Below are 25,660 nucleotides of genomic sequence, written 5' to 3'. Positions count from 1 at the left end.
TAGGCAGGAGGTTTCCCTCCTGCCATTTTGAATATTACTCTTTAATAATCTTAGATGTTACTGAATCTTTTTCCCCATTGATCTCAATAAGGTAGATTCCACCTTCAAGTCCGGCGATATTTATACCACCACCATTTTGAGAAATCTCAACATTTTCAGATATATGAATTTTCCCATCAACTCCATAGATGGTAATTTGATAGTCACCTGATTGAGGAACCTTCACATTTATTACATCTCTTACTGGGTTAGGATAAATATTAAACCCACTACTTAACAGATCATCTGTTCCAAGAACATAGTCTACTGTAACCGTAAAGTTTGCAAACACTTCTTCTTCAATCATTCCGTCTGTAGCATAAATAGTAATAGCTGTTTGTCCCGGAGCCTTTGGAATAAATTCAAAAGCATTGCCAGTGATCGATACATCTACCAGGTCGGGCTGATCAACTACCACATTGTAGTACAGGGCATCATTATCAGCATCAGTAAATACTGTCGAACCATCGATCAGGTGATTATCTCCTCCTATAAATAAATTGAAATCTTCGATGTTTGCCACTACCGGAGTACGGTTCACATTCACAACATTCAATTCGACAGGATAATGAGAAATTCTACCTCCCGCATCGGTTGCCGAAATGCTCATGTTGTAAATACCAGCAGAGAAGTAATCAGCAACATATGAGATGTATGCTATCCCATCCAGCTCTTCGATAGTCATTCCCGAAGGAGCATTTTCAAGACCGAAATCAAACGTCTCTCCTTCTAGGTCAGTGGCTTTTACTGTGAATCCAATAGAATCAGTTTCCTGCATTTCATAGTATTGCTTACCATCTTCAAATACCGGTGCCTGATTCATATGCAATGATACCTGTACAGTTTCGCTAGGATTATATGGATCATTAGAAGAGATGATCACGTTGGCAATCACATCTGCAACATCCATGTTTTGAGCAGTTACATCAATATCAATTGTCCCTGTTTCACCAGCTGCTACAGACCCTGTACTTGTAATTGTCAACCATCCTGTTTCATTGTAAGTATCTTCATGAGCCTGTACATACCATCCTTGGTCTGCAAATACTGGAGAATCCTGAAGATCATACCAGAATCCACCTGACTGATACATGAATGTACCTGGAAGATCTCCAGTAATGTTAGTTCCCTGAGGATAGCTAACACCAAATGGATATCTGATTGAAACAAAGAATGTCTCATAAGGATATAATTTAACTACTTCCGCTAATGGAATAGTAACTAATCCCTGTAAGTTAGTTTCTGCTTCGTGAATATACTCTGTTTCAGCTATCTTAACAGCATCATAGATATCCTTACCAGCGAACACCTCAACTACCATTCGTGTAGAAGTATTATTTTCAGCAGAAATGTAAGTAGATACATGTGACAAGTTGAAACCTTCAGCTCCAGCATTAAACTTCGTTGAAGATTTAAAGGTTGAACTTTCTCCAAATCCAACAAATGTTTCTGCTACTTCATCTCCATATTTCAGATCTCTGTTAAAATTAGAAATACTTGAAACTGAAACAGCATTTGAGTTTTCTACTGATGCAATCTCACCTTTGATATTATTTGAAGCTGACTGTATTTGAGTTGCCATAGAGACACCATCTCTTATGTAATCGTACTCTATCGAGTAAGTCAATTCGTTCTGGCCTTCGGTATTATTCAAAGTAATTACATCAGATCCGGTGAATGTATTGTCTTCCGCTTCAAAGTGAAATGCATCATTGTCGATCTCCAAAACAGAAGGAAGGAAGACATTTGCATAAACAGGTACTTTCACTTCTGTAGCAAGTCCCAGGTCAAATGCAACAGTGTCTATCGCTTCATAAGTTTCCAACCTGGTATCAAGAGTCAATCTGAATTGTTGCTCAGCTCCAGGATCCAGGTTTAATGTGATTGCTCCGTCAACAGGAGTTAATCTTTCCCGGCAACCAAAGAATGAACAGAACACTTCAAGCATGTTTAATGAATAGTCTGTTCCATCAATTAACTCAGCAGTATTTACAGTTAACTGATCTGTCCCTGAATTTCTCAGTACAAAATCAATATCATGAGTTTCAGGATTACCATTTGGAAGCGTCTGTGCTACGATATCTCCATAGTATAAGCTATCGATTACATCAATTTCTCCCTGACCATTTACTGTCAATTTAGCAGGAACAAATGTGTTCAATTCTCCAGGAACATTTGACTGAATCTGAAGATTTGCATTATAAACTCCGCCGTTTGTATGGGTTGCATCAATTGTCATAGGAAGATCAACAGAAGAACCGGATTCAAGCCTTCTTTTGTTAGCAGGTGAGAAAATGATCGCCATTTCATCTTCAAGGTAGAAATCATAGCTCATCACCTGAACACCATCAGTCCCATCTATATTCTCTACCCCAACAACAGCTTCATGAGCTCTTGATCTGGTCCCGAAGTTATACTGATACTTTATGTTACCATTTTTATATATAATTGCCTGAACACTGAAAGGCATTCCCGTGAATCCTCTGTCCACAAGGTTTGCGTACTCAATGATCACGTATTCATCGTACTCTTTATAGAATACACCACTTACTTCTTTATCAGCATCTGTAACTACACCGTAGTATCCATTACCCCAGAAAGGAGCTATTGTATTGTTAACTAAGCCAGTATCAGGGATGGTTTGAGGACCACTAACAGGGCCTTCCATTACTAGATCAGTGTAATCATCAAATGATATAACACCATTTGAATGGATATAGATTGAGTCATATACATTTCCATAGAACTTAAACTCAAATGGAAGTGCTTTGGTATGCCATTCTGAAAGACCACCCTGATCAAGCTGCTCACCACCAGTATTCACGATCTCTTCCCAGTTATATCCAACTGATCCATCTTCACGATTGGTCTTATAAATATAAGTGTGCTCTTTTAATTGAGTAGCTGCAGTAGCAACTGTTTCATCATTAAAATATGCCCACTCAGTACCTGAAGTAGTGAATTCAAGTTCTGCTTCACCATTATTTTGTACAGTAACTGTATGTACAGCTGTTTCACCAACATTTAATGTGTAATCAACAGGATCAGTAGTAACAGTTATTGCCGGTGCTGGACCTACAGTGATTGAAAGATCAAGAGTTTCCTGAGAACCATCAGCAAAACTGAAAGTAACCTGATCTGTAAACGTTCCTTGGGTTACTCCATCATGTGAAGCAGAAAGGAAGAAAATTGTTTTAGACTGTAGATTTACTGGTAATGCATCATGTGAAAGAACAAAGTTTCCATTTGAAGAACTTATTCCTGTAATCTGTGTGGCCTTTGTACCAACATTTTCTAATTCAAAAATTCTACCTACAGAATCACCCTGAAAGATTGTACCAAAGTCGTAAGAATTTTCAGCTAACTGTGCATCAACAACACCGCCTGCATTTACATTTATATTTGCAGTGTATGCAGAAAGTGGATTTGACGGATCATTTGATGCTACTACCAATCTCTGATAAAAGTTTCCTTCAACCAGGCTTGCGGCATTTACATCAAAATTAATAGTTTGAGCTTCACCTACCGGAACAACTCCATGAGTCATTGAAATATTTTCAATTGCATCAACACCCGGAGAACTGATCTTTATAGAAGATCCATTGGTTAAACCGGCATCCGGAGTTTCAGTATAGCTTGATTTATCATAAATAACAAAACCAAATTCCTTATCAGGATCCTCTAAACCTACTTCAACAGTTCGGTAGAAAGAAGATGTAGGAACAGTTTTGTAATTGTGAACAATATCTCCATTGTTATAGATAATTGTCTGGAAGGTAAAAGCTGAAGTTGAAGAACCTGCTACCTGAACATTATCATATTGAATAATGATCTTACCAGACTTGCGCTGAATATAGATATCTCCACCGTATTCCAATCTTAACTTACGGTTCAATGCTGAAATTGGAACGTTTTGGAATTTATTCCCAGGACTCATTCCATTTCCTGCCCATCCAATATCATTATGAGTAGTTAATACACCATATTGAGTCAGGTAAAGTTTTTCAAATACTTGCTCAAAGTATGGGAACTGGAAACCAAGCTCCAATTCTAACAATGATCCATTTTGATCTCTCCAGAAAGCAGTTACATTCTCACCAGTCTGAGAAATATCTTCCCATTGGTAAGTATGTGTTGTTCCACCATTATTAGTGTTTTCCCAGAAGTACCCGAATTCACTTCCCTGAACGGGAACCTGAATAACATCTTCCTGAGATACTAATCTTGGGAAATAGAATTGCAATGGATAATTACCATTGTTCACAACTTCAAAGCTTCCTGATTGTACATCACCAATCGCCATAGTGAAGTCACTGCTGGCCGGATTGTATGCAATCTCTGATGGTTGAGTTCCAACTCCTGAAACATTGATTGTATGTGTATTTCCATTATAATCTACTAATTCGATCTTTCCTGAGATATTTCCCGCTGCAGAAGGAGTGAATGTAACAGTAAGCACATCACTATCTAATGCTTTTACAGAAGCAGGAATACCAGCCTTATTAGTTCCCAAATCAAAATCAGGATTTGAAGAAACACAGCTTGGATCATTAAATCTGAACACTCCTAAACCTGAGTTTTCAAGTGGAATCTCCAATGTAGTAGGAACACCCACAAATGAACTTCCGAAGTCAACAAGCTGACTTGAAGAAAGAACAGGCTGGTGATCTTTCACATTTATAGTAAGATCAACATCAGCAATTCTTTGATTGTCATCGTTACTGTAGAATACTGCTGATGCATAATAAGTACCATTAATTAAATTAGTGCCATCTGCGTCTATAGCAATTTCTTCCTGAGATAAACCAGGAGTAACGCCTTCAATTTCAGACAAAGTTAAATATTCATGGATTGGCTGAACAGTTTCCTGAAGCTCTTGTCTCCAAACCCAACGATCATCTCCAATTGCCTCAGCAAGAGGAACCCAGGTTTCTCCAACGTCAAAGCTCATGAAGCAATTTTCTGAATCAGAAGGATTAGATTCCAGACCGATACCCAATGGATATTTAACTCCTGCCGGCATGTGGAAAACTACCCAAAATGTCTCTCCCTGATCAAAAAACAACTGATAATCAAGAGATAAAACATTATCACGGCCACCTTCGCCCCAATTCCCATTGAATTCCTGAGCAAGAACAAGGTTATTCTTATCCATTGATTCACCTTGATAAATCTCAAGTACACCCTGTGGAAACTGTGTTCTGTCAAGATTCATAAACTGTGAAATTCTTGTCAGGTTAAATCCTTCCGGATCATCAACAGTATATTTCATTGCTGCAGAGTTCGGAATAGAAGTATCTTCTTCTCCGATTATATAGATAGAGCTGATTGGCTGACCGACTCTCCAGTATTTATTTTCCCAGTCGTTATTGTAATCCGAAGTTTCTGTATTTAGATCTTCTTTGGTTACTCCTGACACCTCAAGCTTTTCAACACCTTTTAGAGATGATGAAGATGAAATAGGATAGTTTAAATTCGTTGTAGAAAGTCTGTATGCTCTTGTCTGACGGATTTGGGCATTCCATTTCAAAGCACCTTCTGCGTTATTAACAACATTGAAACTTTCAGATGAAAGGTGTGCATTTGAATTATCCAGTGTGATGTTAAAATTGGTAACATCAAAGGCAATCTCCGGAGCATCCGTGGTGGTTGCTGAAATTACCTCTGACATGTTACCTTTATTACCCCACCTATCATATCCGCTAATCGCGAAATAATATTTTGTTTCCGGGATCAGGTCTTCAATTATCTTAGACAAAGCCACACCCGAAGCATTTTTATCTGTAATAACAATTGTTTCGTGCCCATTTTTCTGAGCAACTTTCATACTGTCATCACTGTAATAGATCTCGTATCCAAATACTGTTGCATCATCCTGATCAGCTACAGAAGTCCAGTTCAGCTCTATGAAATCCTGAGAAATATTTACCACTGTAAGATCAGCAACCTCATCTGGTCCGATACCTTCATTCTTTTTAACTGCCAGGGCAGCATCAATATAACCAGCACCTAGTAGTCCAGCATACTGTTCATCATTGTACTGATAAACATCCTGAACAGCTGTGATAAGATGTGTCCAAAGATCATCATTTGAAAAGTTTGATCCTCCATTAGCTGCCACAACTAATGCAGCAATACCTGAAACATGAGGACAAGCCATTGAAGTACCCTGATAAAAACCATAGGTATTATTTGGAAGCGTACTTAACACACCACCCTTGTTACCGTAAAGCTCAGACTGGTCTCCACCCGGAGCAGCAATATCCACCCAGGGAGCATAGTTTGAATAATATGCTTTCTTATTTGCTGGTCCCAATGAAGCTACTGCCATTACTTTTTCGTAGGCTTCTGGATAGTAAACATCATTTCTGTTGTAGTTTGCTGCTGCAAATATTACAATACCACCCTTCATTGGGCTGCCTGCATAATTTCCTGCTTCAGCAATAAAATAGTCTATTGCATCAAGTACTGCTTGTTCATAAACACCCGGCTGAGTGAATGTCCAGGAGTTTTGTGATATCACTGCACCATTATCTGCTGCATATACAAAAGATGCTGCCATGTCACCACCTACAGCTCTAAGAGCCATCAGGCGAGTACCATCACCAGAACCAGAACCTCCGGCAACACCGGCAACACCAATTCCATTGTTATTTACCGCACCTATAGTTCCAGCTACGTGTGTACCATGGTCTCCAGGAAAAACGTCTCCGGAATTGGTAACGAAATCATATCCATTAATATCATCGACATAGCCATTAAAATCGTCATCAACTCCAGGCTCTCCATTCAACTCTGCTTCATTAATCCACATATTAGGAGCAAGGTCTTCGTGATCAACATCAACACCTGAGTCATGGATTGATACGATCACCTCATTGCTTCCCTTTGTTGTATTCCATGCCTCAAACAAATTAATATCCGCTTCAGGAATACCGTTGTTTGAACCATCATTCTCATAATGCCACTGATCAGTTAATCCCGGGTCATTTACAGGACCGTCATTTGATAGGCTTGATACATCAACTTGAGTTGCATTTGATGGCTCGACAAATGTCTTTGCATAGATTGGCTCTGCCTGTGCGATCTCTGCAACATTATCAAAAGAACTAACTGAATTCATAACATTTGAATTCATGTCAATCGTTACTTCATACCAAAGGTGAAGCCCATGTCTTCTATGTGCTTCTTCTTTTCCTTTCTTTGGAATGAACATCGGCCTGATATCTATCGCCCTGTATTGCGAAGCAACAGCATCAAAACCGGAAAGTCCTATTTGGACTATCCCATCTGCAGTTCTCGAAACATTCATATTAGCCACCGTAGTCTCCATACCCGGCTTGAACTTAACATGAACCTTCCCCTGCTTTACCTGAGCAACACCATTCATGACACTAAAGCACATTAGCAATAGCGCAATCAAATGGGATCTCTTAAATTGTAAACGTTTAATCATAAAATGGTTGGTTTAGGTTTATTTATTACCACTATTTAATTTCTTCATAATCTTAATCAGCGCTAGCTGACGCGTCTTGTTTCTTTCCTGAATTTCATTGAGTAATTCTTCTTCAGAAGATTCTTCTTTCTTTCTCCCTTTACTTTTCTTGTCATTGCTTTTACTCATGTTGGTTATTGATTTAATCCATAACACTAACTTATTAACAAAACCAACACACCCTTTAATAAACACACTATACATCGCTGCTACAGTATCGATTATCATACTGCACAAATACTGCACAACAAGAACTTAAAAAGGCTTAAATAAACTTTAAACGCAGATTATCACTTTTTTTTAGTTACCAAAAAAATAGACGAATTAATGAGATAAAAAGAGTAGAAAAAAGGTTAATCAAGAGGTTTGATTCTTATTTAGAAAAAATAATTAACCCTGATAAAATACAATTTTTGATAAAAACTTCTTTAAATAGCAGATAAAAACTCCACGAGATTCACATCAGAATTTGTGAGTCCAAATTTCTTTCTTAAACGTGTTCTTGCGACATCAATACTACGTATCGATTGTCCTGTTAGAGAGGAAATCTCTTTGCTGGTCATGTTCAACTTAAGAAATGCACATAACCTTCTTTCATTTGGGGTAAGATGCGGATATTTTGATTCCAGAGAATTATAAAATTCCTGGTGCACTTCTGTAAACCTTAATTCAAATTCCTTCCAGGAATCTTCATTTAAAGCAACACCAAGATTTTTAATGACTTTTCGAAGGATTGGTTTATTTTCAGATTTGAGATCTTTGACAAGGTCTTTCAATTCTTTGATTACATCATCGATTAACTCATTCTTTTTAAAAAGGTATAACAGCTTGGTAGACATCTCTTTATTCTTATGTTCAAGCTCCATACTGAGGTTTTTCTTTTCCAGGTCCCAGGACTTTTGCCGCAACTCCAGAGTTTCAGCTTTAAGACGTGCTGCTCTGACCCGGTTTCTTTGAAACAGAGTTAATAAAGTCAAAATCACTACTATCGCTACAAGGGCCCCAACGATTAAGTACATCCGGAATTCCCGGCGTTTTTGCTCTGCTTCTGATTTTAATTGCTCTTTATCGTATAGATATTGACTTTCAATTTTAGCAAGCTCAGATACTCTTCTTTCATTGTACAAACTATCATTTAGCTGCTTATATTCTTTGAACTCATCAAGGGCTTTTTCTGTCTGCCCGATAGATTCAAAAACTTTCGCCAGACCTTCCTTAGAATCTACGTGTTCTTTTAAACTACCGACCTTCTTCGCTGCATCGATACTTTTATTAAAGTATAAGATAGCAGAATCAGGGTTGCCTGACTTAAAATGATAGAAGCCAAGGTTTCTGTATGACTGCGCCAGACTTTTAAAGCCTTTAAGCTTTCTTCGGATTTTCAAAGCTGAGTTCAGATTTTCATAAGCCCGATCAAAATCACCCTGATATAAATAAGTATTCCCAACATTATTGAGAATTATAGATATTAGTTGTTCATCATTTACTGCCCTGGCATGTACTAATGCCTTATCATAATAATCAAGCATCATGGTAGTATCTCCACGATTCCCATAAATGTTGGCCAGATTATTATTAATGTTAGCAAGGAATATCAACTTACGGGGAAATCCCTCTGGTATCTTCTTGTCTGCCAATTCAATTACATCAACAGCCTTTTGATAATATTCTTCCGCTTTATCAAAAGATGATTGCCGATCATGAACAGTACCGATATTGACCAGGAAAGTCGCTTCATAAACCGGATTTCCCATCTTTTCAGCATAACGAAGACCTTCGATCAGGTTTTCAATTGATTTATCGTATAATCCTTTGTAGTTATAAGCTGTTCCCAAAAGGTCGTAAATTCTGGCTTTGAGCGAATCGCTTGTGTTTTCGGAAATCTCTAAAGCCGTCTGACCATACATTATCGATGTATCTAAACTAGTAGACTGATAATGAACTCCTAAATAGATTAGTGTATTTATTCTCTCGTCAGCTGATATATCAGAAGACAAAACAGATTGCAGACTATCGATCTTTTCTTCCTGATTGCCCTGTGCAAAGCAGAATAAAGTTGAATTAAATAAACAAATATATAGAAATATAAGTTCCCTCATTTTGATCTCAATATTAGGAAATTTTCATTTCTTATGTTTTTATTAAATGTAAAGATTGAAAAGTAAAAAAATCAATTTATAACTTTAGTTGTGATAAAAAAAATTCCATTGAGGCCTATTGTTTTACTTTTAACTCAATTATTATTCTACTCTGTTTTTTCTCAGGATAATAATCAGGATACGTTGTCAACCCTGGAGTTAAAACCAGTTACTGTATCCTCAACAAGGATTAGAAGTATCGAGACAGATATTCCAGTTTCTGTTTCAACTATTCAGCCACCCCAATTTCACAACCAGCAACTAAGTGTTAAGGAAGTAATAGAAGGTACTCCAGGTGTATTTATTTTAAATGACAACAATTTTGCCCAGGATGTAAGAATTTCTATTCGAGGATTTGGCTCAAGAGCTTCTTTTGGAATACGGGGAGTAAAAATTGTATTAGACGGAATTCCTGAATCAACACCGGATGGACAAGGGCAAATTGATAATATTGACCCGGGATTTCTTGGATCTACCGAAATTATCCGAAGTCCGGTTTCAGGATTATACGGTAATGCCTCGGGAGGAGTAATCTCTTTCGAAACTAAGATGGCAGAAGAATCATTTTCTGAAATCAGATTATCAGGTGGATCATTCGGGTTTCAAAAATATCAGATGACTTCCGGAATAAAGAAAAATAAACTGAATAATGTGGCTTTTTTATCACATACAAGGTTAGCAGGATACAGAGACCACAGTAAGTTTAACACCACTCTCTTCAATAATAAATTAACCTTTAGTCCTGACGAAAAAAACAAAATTAATATTCTGCTCAACTATAATTACAGTCCGGAAGCGCAAGATCCTGGTGGACTAACATTGGATGAGGTGAATTCCGACAGAGATCAGGCCAGAACACTTAATGTTGAGCAAAATACGGGTGAATCAGTAGAACAAGGCCGGATAGGCTTTTCCTATATTCGTGAATTAGCAAGCAATCAATCCCTTCAATTAAGCAGTTTTTATACTTTCCGTGAATTTTATGGTCGGATCCCATTTGCTATCATTGATCTTAGAAGACACTTTTACGGTTTCAATGGGGCATATACTTACAATATCAATAAGAAAGCATTGATTAAAGCAGGCTTAGATCTTGAATTCCAAAATGATCATCGACGAAATTTTACCAATGAAAAAGGAATTGAAGGAACACTAATTATCGATCAGAATGAAAGATTTTATAATTCAGGACTCTATATAATAACAGAGTACAGCCCTTTCACTAAAATGCATCTCTTACTTAATCTTCGATATGATCTAATTAACATTAAAGGGGAAGATAATTATTTTGCAGATGGCGATAATTCAGGCGATCGATCATTTGACAGGTTAAATCCATTAATTGGGTTAAACTATTCACTTTCAAGATCTTTATCAATTTTTGCTAATTTCAGCACTGCTTTTGAGACTCCCTCACTAAATGAATTATCAAGTAATCCCTCGGGCTCAGGTGGATTTAATAACAATCTGGATCCTCAGTCTACTATTAATATTGAAACGGGAATAAAAGGCAGAGCATGGAATAAAATGCTATATTCTATATCCTTATTCAGAATTGAAACTAAAAATGAATTAATTCCTTATCAATTAGAAGACTTTCCTGATAGAGAATTTTATGAAAATGCAGGTTCTACAATTAGAAATGGAGTCGAGATTGGAGTCGATCTTGTGATAAATAATCATTTGAGAGGCAAAATAAATTACACATATTCTGATTTTAAATACAAGCAGTTCATAACTGATGGAAACAATTTCAGCGACAATCGAATTCCTGGCATTCCGCAAAATCTTTTTTATACTGAACTGAAATATTCTGCAAAATCTGGCTTCAAGTTATCTGCAGAGTTTCAGTTAATTGGTCAAATGTATGCTGAAAATGCCAATTCTGTAAAAGTAGAAAACTTTTCAATGTTAAATATAAGAGGAAGTCATACCCTTAGTTTTGAAAAGTGGGAATTAAACCCATTTTTGGGGATTAACAATGTGCTAAGCACTAAATATTTTAATAATATCAGGATCAATGCTTTTGGAGGTAGATTTTACGAACCAGCACCAAAAATCAACTTTTATGGCGGAGTTAAAATCAAACTAACTCATTGATCAATCAGCAATTTCCAGTTGAATTTGTGGTGTTTCATCAGGAACAATAACATCCATCGGCTCTGATGATGATGCAGGTACGGGTACATTGGAAAACAGAAACATTTCTTCATTAATATACTGTTCTGCATCAACAATTTTCACAGTAACAACTGGAAGCAAAGAAGAACCTCCGGAATTTTGTGATGACTTTACATTTTCTACAATAAAAGCTACAATGCCCAAATTCTCTCCCTTAATATTTCCCTCTAAAGGGGAATAATTAATATTGACATCACTGTCTAATACTATACCAAATACTAATTGACCCTCAAGCATTTTTAATCCCGTTGCTCTTAATGGAATAACACCAGGTACCTCTTCCAGATATACTTCTCTGTCAGTTGTTGGTTTAGGTGATCCGAGCCCTGGACCGGCTAAAACATAATTTTCTAACCCATTCGCCATTGGGCCAGTAAATCTCCATACTTCAGGAATGACTGTCAAAGCAAACCATCCTTCATCACCAACTTGACCAGTCAGCAGGTCAATTTGCATATCCGGATTTTCATCAAAAAACTTCAACTCTTGCCTGAATCCAATATCTGCGATATCTCCATTAATTTCAGAAGCAGAAAAATCATTCAAAGGAAGCCCTTCACTAATACTTTCTTCATCAATGACAAGAAAGACAGGCAAAGATTGTAGCTCAGAATCATCATTATCTTCACATGAAAACAACAATATGGAAAGGATAAATATCGAAAATAGGGAATGCGGAAAATCAGAAATTTTCATAATTAAATTTGATCTAAGATGTATTGTGGTATTTATTTAAACTAACGGGCACGAGCATGCAATAGTTTAATATTGAAATCAACATAGAAAATCAAACTTAAAGATCCCCTGGCTTTATTAATTGGATATCTATTTATAACTTATAAGCTACCAAACTAAATAACATGGAAAATCAACATCAACTTGACCTAAAAGGAAAAACAGCAATTGTGACTGGTGCAAGTAAAGGAATCGGCCGTGCAATTGCCGAGTCATTAGCCAAAAACGGAGCTAATGTAATTGTATCCAGTAGAAAACAGGAATCTGTTGATGAGGTAGCTGAAAATATTGTAAATACTGGAGGAAAGGCTATTGGTATTGCTGCACATGTCGGCAATAGTGAAGATATCCAAAACCTGGTTAAGCAGACCCTCGAAAAATTTAATTCAATAGACATTATCGTTAACAATGCAGCTATAAACCCAACGTATGGACCAATTCAGGATTCTACTGAAGACATTTTTGAAAAGGTGATGAAAGTGAATGTTTACGGACCCTTGGAATTAGCAAAATTGGCCTATCCGTCGATGAAGGAAAAAGGTGGGGGATCAATTATAAATATAGCTAGTATTGAAGGAAAAACCCCTAGTACAGGACTCGGACTTTATAGTGTTTCCAAAGCAGCTATGATCTCTATGACTAAGGTGCTGGCAAGAGAATGGGGAAGAGATAATATCCGTGCTAATGTAATCTTGCCTGGTTTAGTTCAAACAAAATTTAGCCAGGCATTAATAAATGATGAAAAAACTTTAAAAGGTGTCATGTACAAACAAGCTTTAAACAAACTTGCTGAGCCCGATGATATTTCGGGACTTGCTTTATTCCTGGCATCTGATGCCTCATCTTTTTGTACAGGTTCGGAGTTTGTTGCAGACGGTGGGTTTACGATATAACTCTACAGTTTATGATCGATATATATTCAACAGAAAGACTGAAAAACTTTCTTCCCAAAATAAAATCCTTTGTGGAGGATGAACTATTACCAATTGAAAACCATTTATTAACAACTTCTTTTTATGAACTGTCACCCCTATTAGAGGAAAAAAGAAAAATTGCTAAGCAACTTGGAATTTGGGCTCCATATTTACCTGAAAGAGAAGGAGGAAGCGGACTAAGTCTGACTGAATTTGCTCAGGTTAGTGAAGTACTTGCCTGGACCCTTTATGGCCATTACTGCCTGAATTGTCAAGCTCCGGATGTCGGTAATATTGAATTGTTATCAGATCATGGCACTGAGGAACAAAAAGAAAAATATCTTAAACCTTTGATTAATGGAGATATCAGGAGCTGTTTTTCGATGACTGAACCTGAAAATGCTGGCTCAAACCCGGTCATCCTGGATACCAAAGCAGAAAAAAGTGAAGATAATTATATCATTAATGGCAGGAAATGGTTCACTACAGGTGCCGATGGTGCATCATTTGCCATAGTAATGGCCGTAACAGATCCTGATGCCGGCAACTACCAGAAGGCGAGTATGATTATTGTCCCAACAGATAATCCTGGCTTTAAGAGAGTCAGAAATACACCCATAATGGGTGAACCAGGTGAAGGGCATGACAGTCATTCTGAGATCAAATACGACAACTGTAAAGTACCCGTAGAAAATATTATTGGCAAGGAAGGAGAAGGATTCTACCTTGCTCAACAACGATTAGGTCCGGGCAGGGTTCACCATTGCATGAGGTGGATCGGCACAGCAGAAAGAGCTTTGGATATGATGTGTCAAAGAGCTTCCAGCAGATCTTTAGGAGGTGATACGTTACTTGCTCATAAGCAAACCGTACAAAATTGGATCGCCGAAAGCAGAGCTTCCATTGATGCGTGCCGACTTATGGTATTAAACACCGCTCACATGCTTGAAACTGTCGGATCAAAAAATGCACGCAATGAAATATCAGCCATAAAATTTTATGTTGCCAATATGCTTCAGGAAGTTTTAGACAGGGCCATACAAGTTCATGGTGCATATGGTCTTACTGACGATTGCATTTTATCACATTGGTACAGACACGAAAGAGCTGCCCGAATTTATGACGGACCTGATGAAGTTCACAAATCATCGCTTGCGAGGCAAATTTTGAAAAATTACGGAGTTAACAAAAAATAAAATGAACGACTCAATAGATCAACCAACTTCATTAAAAAGCGATAAAGTTTCATTTGATAATCTTCAGAAATACCTGAAGGATGCCCTTGACATATCCGGAACCGTAGAGGTAAAACAATTCCCAAGCGGTTTTTCCAATCTTACCTATCTTATCAAAACTGAAGAAAAAGAATATGTTCTTCGAAGACCTCCTGTAGGAGCAAACATAAAATCAGCACATGATATGAGCAGGGAATATAAAGTTTTATCTTTGTTAAAGCCGGTATATGATAAAATCCCTGATCCTATTGCCTATTGCGACGATGAAAATATAATTGGAGCGTCTTTTTATTTAATGGAAAGGGTTAAAGGCATTATATTAAGGCAAAAACCACCAAAAGGGGTTGTTCTTAATGCAGAATTAATGAAAGAACTTTCTACGAAAACTGTAGATCTGCTTGCCGAACTACATTCTATACCTCTGGAAGGTGAACTTAAAAATTTCGGAAAGCCTGAAGGATATGTCCGGAGACAGGTAGAAGGCTGGATTAAACGATATTATAAGGCAGAAACAGATAAACTGGAAAGAATCGATGAAATTGTGAAATGGCTGGAAAATAATATGCCCGGTGATCTTCCTGGCACATTTATTCACAATGATTTTAAATACGATAACCTGGTATTAAATCCAGATGATTTGACTAATGTTCTGGCTGTACTTGACTGGGAAATGGCCACCGTAGGCAATCCTTTAATGGATCTTGGTACTACGTTAGGCTACTGGACAGAAATAAATGATCCCGATGCAATGAAATACAATCTGACCTGGCTACCTGGAAATCTTAACAGGCAGGAATTTGCCGAAAGATATTCTGAAAGAGCAGACCAGAGCATTGAAAACATTTTGTTTTATTATGTATTTGGTCTATTCAAGATCGGAGTAATTGTGCAGCAGATTTATAAAAGATATACACTTGGTCATACTAAGGATGAGCGTTTTGCAGCGTTACCTTATGTTTTAAAAGGCTGTACAGATATGGCAACAAGGGCAATAAACAAGAATAAGATTAGTAACTTATACTAATCATACAATTACCATAATACTGATAATCAACACCTTAAATTATGGCTAAAAAATTTAAACTTAAAGACATTTTCAAGTTACTAAAGCTGACTTATCAGGAATGGATGAAAGATGATGCTTTTGCCAAAGCTGCAGCGGTAGCATATTACGCCGTCTTTGCCCTACCAGGATTTCTCTTGCTAATATTATATTTCACCGGCCTATTTATTGATGAAGAGACTATTACCGGTGAGATCACGACACAGATCTCTAATATGATCGGACCAAAAGCAGCTAAAACGATAGAAACAATCCTAATGAAATCAAAACTTCAGGATCAATCATTTTCAGGGGCAGCAATAAGTATCGGATCCTTATTATTTGGTGCTACCGGATTATTCTTTCAGTTACAAAAATCATTGAATAGTATTTGGGAAGTTGAAAAAAAGCCTGATGCAGGGATAAAAAGAATGCTATTAGACAGAGCTACCTCTCTTGGAATAATCATTATTGTGGGTGTTTTAATGTTGATATCACTGGTTCTATCGGCGACTATCAGTATTCTCTCAGACTGGCTTTCCGATACATTTGGTTCAGATCTTATGTTTCTTACTGTTTCTGGTGAATTTATCCTTTCTTTATTCATATTAACCTTACTTTTTGCTGCAATATTTAAAGTACTGCCTGATGTGGAAATAAGGTGGAAAACGGTTTGGACAGGGGCAATAATAACGGCATTACTTTTCTCATTCGGAAAATGGTTGATAGCAGTTTATATCAGCAATGTCAATCCGGATTCTAATTTTGGAGCCGGGGGCGCTATAATTCTTTTTCTACTGTGGGTTTCTTACTCCTGCCTGATCATATTTTTTGGCGCAGAATTCACACAGGTCTTTGCAGAAAATTACGGATATAAATTTAAACCCTCAGAACATGCTCAGCGCACCGCTGAATATCGGTTGAAACACCACGAAAAATATGAGGAGATCAACATCGTACAAAAAGATCAAAAATGATTCAATTGATTTTAATCAAATACTAATATTTTAGAGGCCTTAACACATTCCAATTCCTGTATAGACACTTTTAATAATAATGTAGATCAGTTTTTTTTACTCTAAAATTAAAACGCAGACTATTTTCATCAGCGTATTATTAGTAATTTATATATAAATAGTTCCAGTGGTGCAATGAAATACATTATAATACTATTCATCTGTTTTCTGGTAATTAATGGATCCTGCTCCAGCAAAAAAGAAGGTAAAGATGATCTGTCATCAGACTCAATCCAGGTCAACGCGACATACACCTATCTTTCTGATGATGGTATGTATCTGTATGAATTAAATACCCTTAGAGGTGAACAAAAAGATAATGTAATTTTAGTAGAAAAAAATTTCAAGAAACATTATTCCCTAAAACAATCTCAATCAGCAAAAGGTATTGAATACAGAGGGGCTGAAGGATACCGTTTTCTCACATATGGCGATGAATTTATATTTTACGAAGTAGATGAAAAAATATCGTCTGGAAAGTTGGTTAAGACTATTCCCGAAGTAGTCAAAAGCAAAAAAAATACAATTTATGGAACTTATGTTAGTGAAGGATATCTAAAGAAATCTAAAGGAAATGATTGGGTGGCTATAATATTAACACCAATAAAAGAGAACAAGGTTAAGCTTTCTGTCAGATCCAGGGCAGATAGAAAAATACCAACCTGTACTTTTGATGGTCAGGTCCAAATAACTGGCCGTAATCAGCTTAAATTATATGAAGATGGTATTGATGTTACAATTAAGGTAGATGGAGATAGCTTATCAATACTCCCTCAAAATAAAGAATCTGCAGATCGACTCTATTTTTACTGTAACGGCGGATCCACTTTAAGTGGAAAATATAGTAAAATCAATGGGAAACCTGATTCCAGTCAAATCGATAACACTCAGTTTTTCAGATTTCTCAATTACGGCGATTATGCTTATTCAGTAACATTAAAAAATGATACCCTCAAGGTTTTCCCTATTGGCCTTGAGTTAAATGATATAATTGAAATACCCATACAAGGGGATATAAAAAAAGCCGAGATTGGTGACTTGAACGAAGACGGATATCCTGAATTAGTTGTTTTTGAAGTAACTAGAAATACAAATAATTTCAAAAAAATCCATGGTTTCTCAATTAACAAAGGTAAATCTTTCAGTATTACTGGTAATCTGCCGGATATTACCGATGTTGATTCTCTGGCTCAGGGATATCGGGGAGAAGATGAATTTTCAATAGTTGAAAACACATTAGTCAGACGATTTCCTGTTTATAAGGAAACCAATGAAGAATATAGCCAAACAGGGCTTATGAGACAAATTCAATATAAACTTGTCGATGGAGAAGCTATGAGACAATTTAAAATCGATAAGGTAGTAGAATTTTAAACACAAAATTTCAAATTACTTTTTAAAGAAACATTAAATAAAAAGAGACAGCTTTTCCAAGCTGCCTCTTTTAGCATTCTTTTTCAAAGATTAGATACTATCAATAAATTCTTTGACTTCTTGTTTGGTCTTACCGGTTTTTTCCTGAATTCGACCTAGTAATTCGTCTTCTTTACCTTCTTCATATACCAGTTCGTTATCGGTAAGCTCTCCATATTCTTCTTTAAGTTTACCTTTAACCTGGTTCCAGTTTCCTTTAATTTTATCTTCAGTTGCGCCCATAATATTTCTATTTTTTAATTTTAATGAATTGATTAATTGATGTTTATCTACAAACCTTAAATTGTCTTCTGTCTTTCGTGCTTTCCTTCGGCAAATTCCTCTATCATTTTATCAATGAATGCAGGAATATCATCAGGATTTCTACTTGTAGTAAGCCCCTGATCTACGACAACTTCTTTATCAACCCATCTGGCACCTGCATTTTTAATATCAGATTTTAATGACGGGTAAGAAGTCATTTCACGACCAGTTAAGGCTCCTGTTTCTATCAGTAATTGCGGAGCGTGACAAATTGCTGCTATTGGTTTTCCTTTTTCAAAAAAACCTCCCACAAACTCAACTGCTTTATCATTCATTCTTAAACTATCAGGATTCATTACTCCACCTGGTAGCATTAAAGCGTTATAATCATCAGAATTTACTTCATCAAGATTTTTATCAACATCATACTCACGACTCCAATGATCATGATCCCAGGACTTCACCTTCTTACCTTCTGGTGCAATAACTTCTACATCAGCACCTGAATTCATCAAGGCTTCCATAGGTTTAGTAAATTCAACCTCTTCAAATCCATCAGTTAATAAAACAGCTACTTTTTTATTATTTAAAACTTTCATATCGATATATATTTTAATTCATTAATTCTTCACTTATAAAAGTGGAAAAACCATGCCATAATAGAGGTTTCAAAAAGGCAGATAATGAAAATCAATTGAATGCGTTATTATAAAGTTCTATAACTTGTTTTTAAGATGATTTACTAATAATTTATCTGACAGATAATTTAGAGTTACATTTTTCGTGGAAATCTCGGGGTTTTTATGTGGATAGAATTGCACAGAAAAATGGCATTAACTACACTCTCACAAAAGAAACTGATATGGAAATTAAAATAGACAATGCATTAAGTGTAATAACAGATAAGCTAACCTCATGGCTCGAAGCACTGATCGATTTAATACCTAATATGGTATTGTCTCTTATTATATTAATTCTGTTCATTTTCCTGGCTAAAATGAGCAGTAAAGTATTTGATAAAATATTCAGAAAAACATCAACCAATGAAGTATTAAGAAATCTGTTTTCCACAATTTTATATTATACCATAATTGGGTTTGGGTTATTTATAATCCTCGGAGTTTTAGGGCTTGAGAAAGCCTTAACTTCTGCTCTAGCCGGTGTTGGTATTGTTGGTCTGGCATTAGGTTTCGCCTTTCAGGATATCGCAGCAAATTTTGTTTCAGGTGTTATTTTGGCCTTTAGAAGACCATTTCATGTAGGGGAAATCGTAGAGATTAAAGATATCATGGGTACAATTCAGCGAACTAACTTGCGTGTAACCGTGGTTAAAACCTTCCAGGGACAAGAAGTATATATTCCCAACAAAGACGTTCTACAGTCCAGTATTTATAATTATAGCATTCTTGGAAAAAGGCGTGTGGACCTGGCGGTAGGTATATCGTATGGAGATAACCTGCAAAAAGTGGAAGATCTTGTCAGCGATGCCATTTCGAATATGGAGGGGGTTATCGATCAGGACAATATGATTTTCGATTATTATGAATTTGGTTCATCGTCAATTAATTTCTATATCAGGTTTTGGGTAAAATATCCAGATCAACCAGGATTCCTATCGATGCGGCACAAAGCAGTCAAACTCATTAAGAAGACCTTTGATGAGAACGACATTACAATACCTTTCCCAATCAGAACACTGGATTTTGGTATAAAAGGCGGAGAAAAACTTTCAGAAATGCCAATATCAATAACCCGGGGATCAGAAAATGGAGAATCTAACGGAGAGAGTTAAATCACTCTCCCCTCTCCGGATTATTTTTATTCTTATTGAATAAATTTAATATCCAGCTTTCATTAATAATATCGATTGTTTTTTCAAGCTCAACACTCCGTTGTTTAGCTTCAATAATGGTTTTATTAAGGTTTTGAGCCATCGTCGTATCATTAACGAGCATTGCAGCAGCTCCTTCACCTTCATTCAACTTTTTACTGAATTCAGATAAATTCTTTAAAGTAAGATTTAGTTTATGCGTAGCATGATTCAAAGAATCCATCATTTGATCCATATCCTTGCTCATGGATTCATCATAAACCAGTTTCCCAAGAGTTCCCTGACCACTTGATATTTTATCGACCACATCTTCAGCTCCACGACTTACATCATGAAGGTTTCCGGCAACTAACTCCATTTCTGTAATAATTGATTCAATCCTCACTTCAGAAGTAGTATCAGTAAGAAGTTTACCTGCCAGACCTTTTCCCTGAAGCAGATCTTCACTAATCTTGGCAAGGTTAGCAGTGAATTTCTCTAAATTCTTACTGTTCTCCATTACACTTTCCATAATCGCTTCAACCTTCACTGGTTCTTTTGTTGAAAGCTTATCACCATCTTCTATATTATCTGATTTAGCAGAACCTGGTGTTATATTCACAAGTTTGTTTCCCATAAGGCCTTCGCTTCCGATTTGAGCAATGGCATCCTTAGTAATGAATTTTGCCTGATCTTCATCAATTCTCATCCGAAGACAAACAGTCGAATCATCAATTATATTAATTGCTTCAACTGAACCTACATGAATTCCGACAAACTGCACTTCACTACCTTTCTGAATACCTGCAGCATTCGAAAAACAAGCTTCAACTTTTAAACTGGAACTAAATAAATTTTCCCGGGCTCCTATAAAATATAATCCCAGGATCAGTATTAATACTCCTAGAATAACAAACAGCCCTAATTTAATTTTATCTTTCATTTTATTTCTTTTTATGGATCATAGTGAAATATGACCTGATATCTTTATCCTCTGAATTTGAGAGTTCCTCAAAAGTACCCTCAGCTAATGAAGTTCCTTCTCCAAGAATTATCACTCTGTCTGAAGTAAGTTCAACACAGGAGACATCATGAGTAATAATTATTGACGAAATATCATACTCTTCCCTCATTTTCAAAATGAGTTCACTAATTTCTGCAGAGGTGATCATATCCAGGCCCGTTGTTGGCTCATCATATAACATGATTTTTGGCCTCATGATTAATGTCCGGGCCAATGCTATTCTTTTTTTCATTCCCCCTGACAATTCTGAAGGATATTTTTTCTTTGTCTCCAGTAAACCGACGTTTTCTAATGTTTCATCTACCAGGTCTTTGATCTCAGACTCTGAAGGTTTATCAGGATGGCGACGCAATGGGAATTTCATGTTTCTTTCTACCGTCATAGAATCATAAAGAGCTCCACCCTGAAATAAATATCCCACCTGTCTTCGGATAACATCAATATCGTCATCATCCATATCAAGAATATTTTCTCCCAGGACATTTAATTTACCAGAGTCAGGCACTATTAATCCTACCAGGCTTTTAATTAGTACAGATTTCCCCGACCCTGAACGCCCCATAACTGCAAGGTGTTCAAGCTCTTTGAGATTAAAACTGATATCTTTGATCACCACATTATCTCCAAAGGATTTTTTTATATTTTCTGCCTCGACGACTATATTATCTTTCATAATTAATTAAATAGAAAGTTAACTATCTGTACCATTATTAAGTCAATAAGAAATATCAAAAAGGATGATATTACCACCGATGTATTGGCTGCTTTACCAACCCCCTTAGTGCCTTTATCAGCATAAAAGCCCTGATAACAAGAAACCATCCCAATAGCAAAACCAAATACAAAGGATTTAAATATTGAAGGAATAACATCCTGAAAGTCCAGAGAATTTAATACCTGATTTAAATACAGACTTAATGTAATATCTTTTTCTCTGCTCAAAGCAAAGTAAGACCCCATAAATGAAATCAAATCTGTATAAATAACTAATAAGGGTACTGCAAGAGAAGTTGCGATAACTCTCGTTACTACTAAATAATTTATAGGCTTTGTCCCTGAAACCTTCATCGCATCTATTTGCTCAGTGACCTTCATTGATCCTAACTCAGCACCAATGCCCGAACCGACTTTACCGGCAAAGATTAATGCTGTTATTAGAGGCCCTATTTCTCTTACAATAGATATCGAGATCATAGTAGGAATCCAGGAGGTTGCTCCTAAGGAAGCCATCGTAGGATAAGATTGCATAGTAAATACAGTCCCGACAATAAAAGCAGTAACACCAATTAACGGGAATGATTTATATCCTAATGTAAATGTCTGATTAAGAATCTCCTGCCATTCAAAAGGAGGGGTAAACAGGTCCTTAAAAAACCTGCCTGAAAAATGTACGATCTGACCTACCTTATCAAAAAATTCTACTAGATGTACATAGATAATTTTTTTAACCGAAAAAGGTACTTTCATATATCATTTTTAATTGACAAACAACCGGCATTGAGTTTGCCGGAAACTTGTAGATAAGCATCAATACTTATAATTTAATGATGAAAAATTAACTTTCCTTTAAAGAATACATATTTTTGCGATACAGAAGCTTTGCCAAACCTCCCAGAGCGGAGATTCCCACGGTCCAGATTATTGCTTGCGTAGCATCTATTCCGCTTTTCTCAGGATTATCAGGTAATTTTTTACCATATATCTTTTTGTAACCATATTTTAACCCTGCTTTTACTCCATAACTAACTAAAAATGCTCCTGCTGTATATATAATTTGATTTTTTGTGATTTTCATTTATAAACTTTTTTAATTAAACAGATACCATCCTTCTGTAACGAGCTTTGACGAACATAAATACTCCGTATGCAAATAACCCTACTGCTATCAAAATAAGTAAAAAGGTACCGAATTCATTTTGAATGAAATGAAAAGCCTCTTTAGTACTTCCAGCTTGTGATGAGCTTGCGGTTATTGCTGCTCTGAGTGTCATATATCCGATAATTGCTATAACAACACCTCTCGATATATAACCAATTTTACCCGAATTAATAAGCAGATCGCGGGCTTTCTGATCCAGGCCACTTTCCTTAACCTTACTTTTAAATTTATCAGAAAATGCTCGGTACCATTGATAAATTGCTTTCCCAAAGAATACTAAAGCTAATCCACCAACCAAATACTGACCAAACGATTGATTTAATAATTTAGCAACAATTGTTTCATTGCTTCCGGATCCACCGCCTGATTGTGAACCCATAAGAATTTCCATAGCAGTAAATGCCAGAAAACCATAAAATAATCCACTAAAAAAGTATCCCGTTCTTCTGGCTATCCCTTTAAAATCGGAACCCTTATTCTCAGGATCTTCAAAAGCCTGGATCATCCTCCAGAATATATAACCCAATAATCCCACAACTGTTATACCTAGCAAAATTTTCCCAAAGGTTCCTCCTGCTATCGACTCAAGAGCTCCGGACGACCCGGTAGCTTTACCACCCATTCCAATAGCTGCCATAGTTGTTAAAACTCCAATAAGGCAGTAAACAAATCCCTTTGTCGCTATCCCAAACCTCGCTAATTTTTCTTTTTTATCGTCCATCTTCGTATATTTTAATAGTAAATATTCTCCTATTATGGGAGTCATTACTTTGATATGCAAAAATCGATCACTTGCCTAATACATTAAATAAATGAAGATAATTAAGAATAATGGAGATTAACTGTAGAGTTATTTCTACAATTATGTAGACTACAAATAAATTTTTAAGAATTAAAAAACTTCTTTCTTTCTGATATGTTCCAAAATCAATGGCATATAAAAAGATAATTTTAAGTGTTCTGTGGTTAATCCTTGGATCTATGTATATCATTCAGGTACTCACCATTGTATTCAAAGATCCTCATACCAAAAATCTTATTGAATTCCCTGAATATGTGATTTTCACAAAAACACTATGTGGGATCACCGCTCTTATTTTTGCTTATTTGATTTTAAGTGGCTCTAAATATGTCTTGAAATATTTAATTGTAATTTTGATTTTAGTCCTGCTTTCTCTAGGGTATGACTTCTATTCTTATGGATATGTGATGTTAGTTCTTTCAGGAGAAAATTTTATTTTACTAACCTTGTTAATCATCAGCATTATTTCTCTTAAAAACACCTACAGAGTCAGTTAAAATCATTTTAAACCACTTATCAAATAAAGTTTAAAACCTTTCGCCTTAAATTCTTAACTGACTAATTTTATAAAGATCTATTAAGTTATTAAATAATGAGTCTAATCTTTAACCATCTAAGAATTCTTAAAATCTCGATACCATTTTTACTACTAATAGGTATTGTTATTTTAAGTTATAAAATTGATCTTCATAGCGCTGATTCAATTCTTTCAAAGGCAATTATTTTTGATCTGTTGATCACAATCCCTGTAGCTTATTTTTTTACAATAAGAAAAACAAAAATACCCCTAACTACTTTAGTTCCGGTTCTAATCCTTTGTACAGTCATCGGATTTTTGATAATACCTGAAAAGAACCAGTATTATTTACAGTTTTTCAAGGTTTATGCTCTTCCTGTTTTCGAAATAGTACTCATTTCCTATGTTATTTATAAAGTAAGAATAGCATTCCTTCAATTAAAGAAAAACACATCTGATACTCCTGATTTTTACGAAGCATTATTAAAAACATGTAAAGAGATCATTCCCAACCCTTTCCTTAAGCCTTTTGCAGCTGAAATAGCAATAATATATTATGGTTTTTTCAAATGGAAATCTCCTGAATTAAAAGTAAATCAGTTTTCTTTCCATAAATCTGGTGGTTCGATTGCCCTTTTATCAATCATTATTTTATTAATTATAAGCGAGACATTCATTCTACATATATTACTTGTCAAATGGAATGTTGCTGTAGCCTGGATATTATCGGCTTTGAGCATCTATAGTGGTATCCAAATATTTGGTCTTATAAAATCTATTCCTCAACGCCCATCTTATATTGATGAAGAAAAAATTGTTCTTCGATATGGGGTATTCAACGAAGCCGAAATACCTTTTTCAAACATAGAATCGATCGAAATCAGCAGCAGGGATCTTCCGGAGGAAAAAACGGCCAAAAACTTTTCTGTTTTAGGCAAATTGGATAGTCATAATTTAATAATTCATCTTAAAAAAGAAGCTGTCTTTAATGGGTATTACGGCCTGAAAATAAAATATAGGACTTTAGGTATTTTTATTGATCAAAAACAGGAATTTGTAAACGCAGTAAATGATAAATTGAATGTATAATTATAATGAAATAACAGAAAGGCAGACCTACTTGGCTTGTGTTACCTAAAAATTTATATAAACCTGA

General features: G+C 35.9%; 20 protein-coding genes. 9 read left to right on the top strand and 11 right to left on the bottom strand.

Going from position 1 to position 25,660, the window contains the following annotated elements; genetic code table 11:
• Nucleotides 1-34: 34 nt before the first annotated feature.
• The 3 genes from OO013_RS04335 to OO013_RS04325 form a co-directional block, all read right to left on the bottom strand.
• Complete coding sequence (locus OO013_RS04335; protein ID WP_266055449.1) at nt 35-7,495, bottom strand: S8 family serine peptidase; 7,461 nt, start codon at nt 7,493-7,495, stop codon at nt 35-37.
• Between the two features lie 18 nt (nt 7,496-7,513).
• On the bottom strand, nt 7,514-7,663 hold the full coding sequence (locus OO013_RS04330) for a hypothetical protein (RefSeq protein ID WP_266055448.1): 150 nt from the start codon (nt 7,661-7,663) through the stop codon (nt 7,514-7,516).
• 299 nt (nt 7,664-7,962) lie between these two features.
• Nucleotides 7,963-9,633 carry a tetratricopeptide repeat protein gene (locus tag OO013_RS04325; RefSeq protein WP_266055447.1) on the bottom strand — a complete coding sequence of 557 codons (1,671 nt, stop codon included), beginning with the start codon at nt 9,631-9,633 and terminating at the stop codon, nt 7,963-7,965.
• Nucleotides 9,634-9,723: 90 nt separating this feature from the next.
• Between OO013_RS04325 and OO013_RS04320 the strand changes: the two genes are divergently transcribed.
• Nucleotides 9,724-11,772, top strand: coding sequence for a TonB-dependent receptor family protein (locus OO013_RS04320; protein ID WP_266055446.1), 2,049 nt, complete (start codon nt 9,724-9,726; stop codon nt 11,770-11,772).
• Here OO013_RS04320 and OO013_RS04315 read toward each other — a convergent pair whose 3' ends face one another.
• On the bottom strand, nt 11,773-12,549 hold the full coding sequence (locus OO013_RS04315; RefSeq protein ID WP_266055445.1) for a hypothetical protein: 777 nt from the start codon (nt 12,547-12,549) through the stop codon (nt 11,773-11,775).
• 164 nt (nt 12,550-12,713) lie between these two features.
• Here OO013_RS04315 and OO013_RS04310 point away from each other — a divergent pair, with 164 nt between their 5' ends.
• The 5 genes from OO013_RS04310 to OO013_RS04290 all read left to right on the top strand — a co-directional run bounded on the left by OO013_RS04310 (nt 12,714) and on the right by OO013_RS04290 (nt 18,169).
• Nucleotides 12,714-13,481: an SDR family NAD(P)-dependent oxidoreductase gene (locus OO013_RS04310; RefSeq protein ID WP_266055444.1), complete on the top strand. Its 768-nt coding sequence runs from the start codon at nt 12,714-12,716 to the stop codon at nt 13,479-13,481.
• Nucleotides 13,482-13,492: 11 nt separating this feature from the next.
• Nucleotides 13,493-14,698 carry an acyl-CoA dehydrogenase family protein gene (locus OO013_RS04305; protein ID WP_266055443.1) on the top strand — a complete coding sequence of 402 codons (1,206 nt, stop codon included), beginning with the start codon at nt 13,493-13,495 and terminating at the stop codon, nt 14,696-14,698.
• 1 nt (nt 14,699) lies between these two features.
• Nucleotides 14,700-15,761, top strand: coding sequence for a phosphotransferase family protein (locus tag OO013_RS04300; protein ID WP_266055442.1), 1,062 nt, complete (start codon nt 14,700-14,702; stop codon nt 15,759-15,761).
• Between the two features lie 41 nt (nt 15,762-15,802).
• A complete protein-coding gene (locus tag OO013_RS04295; RefSeq protein WP_266055441.1) occupies nt 15,803-16,756 on the top strand; it encodes a YihY/virulence factor BrkB family protein in 954 nt (317 codons plus the stop codon).
• 174 nt (nt 16,757-16,930) lie between these two features.
• Entirely contained in the window at nt 16,931-18,169 is a 1,239-nt protein-coding gene (locus OO013_RS04290) for a hypothetical protein (RefSeq protein WP_266055440.1), read from the top strand.
• A gap of 90 nt (nt 18,170-18,259) precedes the next feature.
• On the opposite strand, the gene OO013_RS04285 is transcribed toward OO013_RS04290, so the two are convergent.
• Nucleotides 18,260-18,451 (bottom strand): CsbD family protein, encoded by a 192-nt coding sequence (locus tag OO013_RS04285; protein WP_266055439.1) that lies wholly within the window; start codon nt 18,449-18,451, stop codon nt 18,260-18,262.
• A gap of 56 nt (nt 18,452-18,507) precedes the next feature.
• Nucleotides 18,508-19,071: a type 1 glutamine amidotransferase domain-containing protein gene (locus OO013_RS04280; protein ID WP_266055438.1), complete on the bottom strand. Its 564-nt coding sequence runs from the start codon at nt 19,069-19,071 to the stop codon at nt 18,508-18,510.
• Nucleotides 19,072-19,334: 263 nt separating this feature from the next.
• Between OO013_RS04280 and OO013_RS04275 the strand changes: the two genes are divergently transcribed.
• The gene (locus tag OO013_RS04275) at nt 19,335-20,264 is read left to right on the top strand and encodes a mechanosensitive ion channel family protein (protein WP_266055437.1); all 930 of its coding nucleotides are present in this window, start codon (nt 19,335-19,337) and stop codon (nt 20,262-20,264) included.
• Nucleotide 20,265: 1 nt separating this feature from the next.
• Here the strand turns inward: OO013_RS04275 and OO013_RS04270 are convergent, their stop codons facing one another.
• From OO013_RS04270 to OO013_RS04250, 5 genes are all read right to left on the bottom strand, one after another.
• A complete protein-coding gene (locus OO013_RS04270; protein WP_266055436.1) occupies nt 20,266-21,225 on the bottom strand; it encodes an MlaD family protein in 960 nt (319 codons plus the stop codon).
• 1 nt (nt 21,226) lies between these two features.
• Complete coding sequence (locus OO013_RS04265) at nt 21,227-21,979, bottom strand: ABC transporter ATP-binding protein (RefSeq protein WP_266055435.1); 753 nt, start codon at nt 21,977-21,979, stop codon at nt 21,227-21,229.
• A 2-nt stretch (nt 21,980-21,981) separates the two neighbouring features.
• Nucleotides 21,982-22,773, bottom strand: coding sequence for an MlaE family ABC transporter permease (locus OO013_RS04260; RefSeq protein WP_266055434.1), 792 nt, complete (start codon nt 22,771-22,773; stop codon nt 21,982-21,984).
• An 88-nt stretch (nt 22,774-22,861) separates the two neighbouring features.
• A complete protein-coding gene (locus OO013_RS04255; RefSeq protein ID WP_266055433.1) occupies nt 22,862-23,101 on the bottom strand; it encodes a hypothetical protein in 240 nt (79 codons plus the stop codon).
• Between the two features lie 16 nt (nt 23,102-23,117).
• Nucleotides 23,118-23,906, bottom strand: a complete 789-nt coding sequence (locus tag OO013_RS04250; protein ID WP_266055432.1) for a DUF1206 domain-containing protein — start codon at nt 23,904-23,906, stop codon at nt 23,118-23,120.
• A 209-nt stretch (nt 23,907-24,115) separates the two neighbouring features.
• On the opposite strand from OO013_RS04250, the gene OO013_RS04245 reads away from it, so the two are divergent.
• Together OO013_RS04245 and OO013_RS04240 are read left to right on the top strand one after the other, a co-directional pair.
• A complete protein-coding gene (locus OO013_RS04245; protein ID WP_266055431.1) occupies nt 24,116-24,484 on the top strand; it encodes a hypothetical protein in 369 nt (122 codons plus the stop codon).
• Nucleotides 24,485-24,579: 95 nt separating this feature from the next.
• The gene (locus OO013_RS04240; RefSeq protein ID WP_266055430.1) at nt 24,580-25,593 is read left to right on the top strand and encodes a hypothetical protein; all 1,014 of its coding nucleotides are present in this window, start codon (nt 24,580-24,582) and stop codon (nt 25,591-25,593) included.
• The last annotated feature ends 67 nt before the right edge of the window (nt 25,594-25,660 follow it).

Source organism: Mangrovivirga halotolerans (assembly GCF_026241165.1).
Classification (GTDB): Bacteria; Bacteroidota; Bacteroidia; order Cytophagales; family Cyclobacteriaceae; genus Mangrovivirga; species Mangrovivirga halotolerans.
This window is presented reverse-complemented; position numbering and strand designations above follow the sequence as displayed.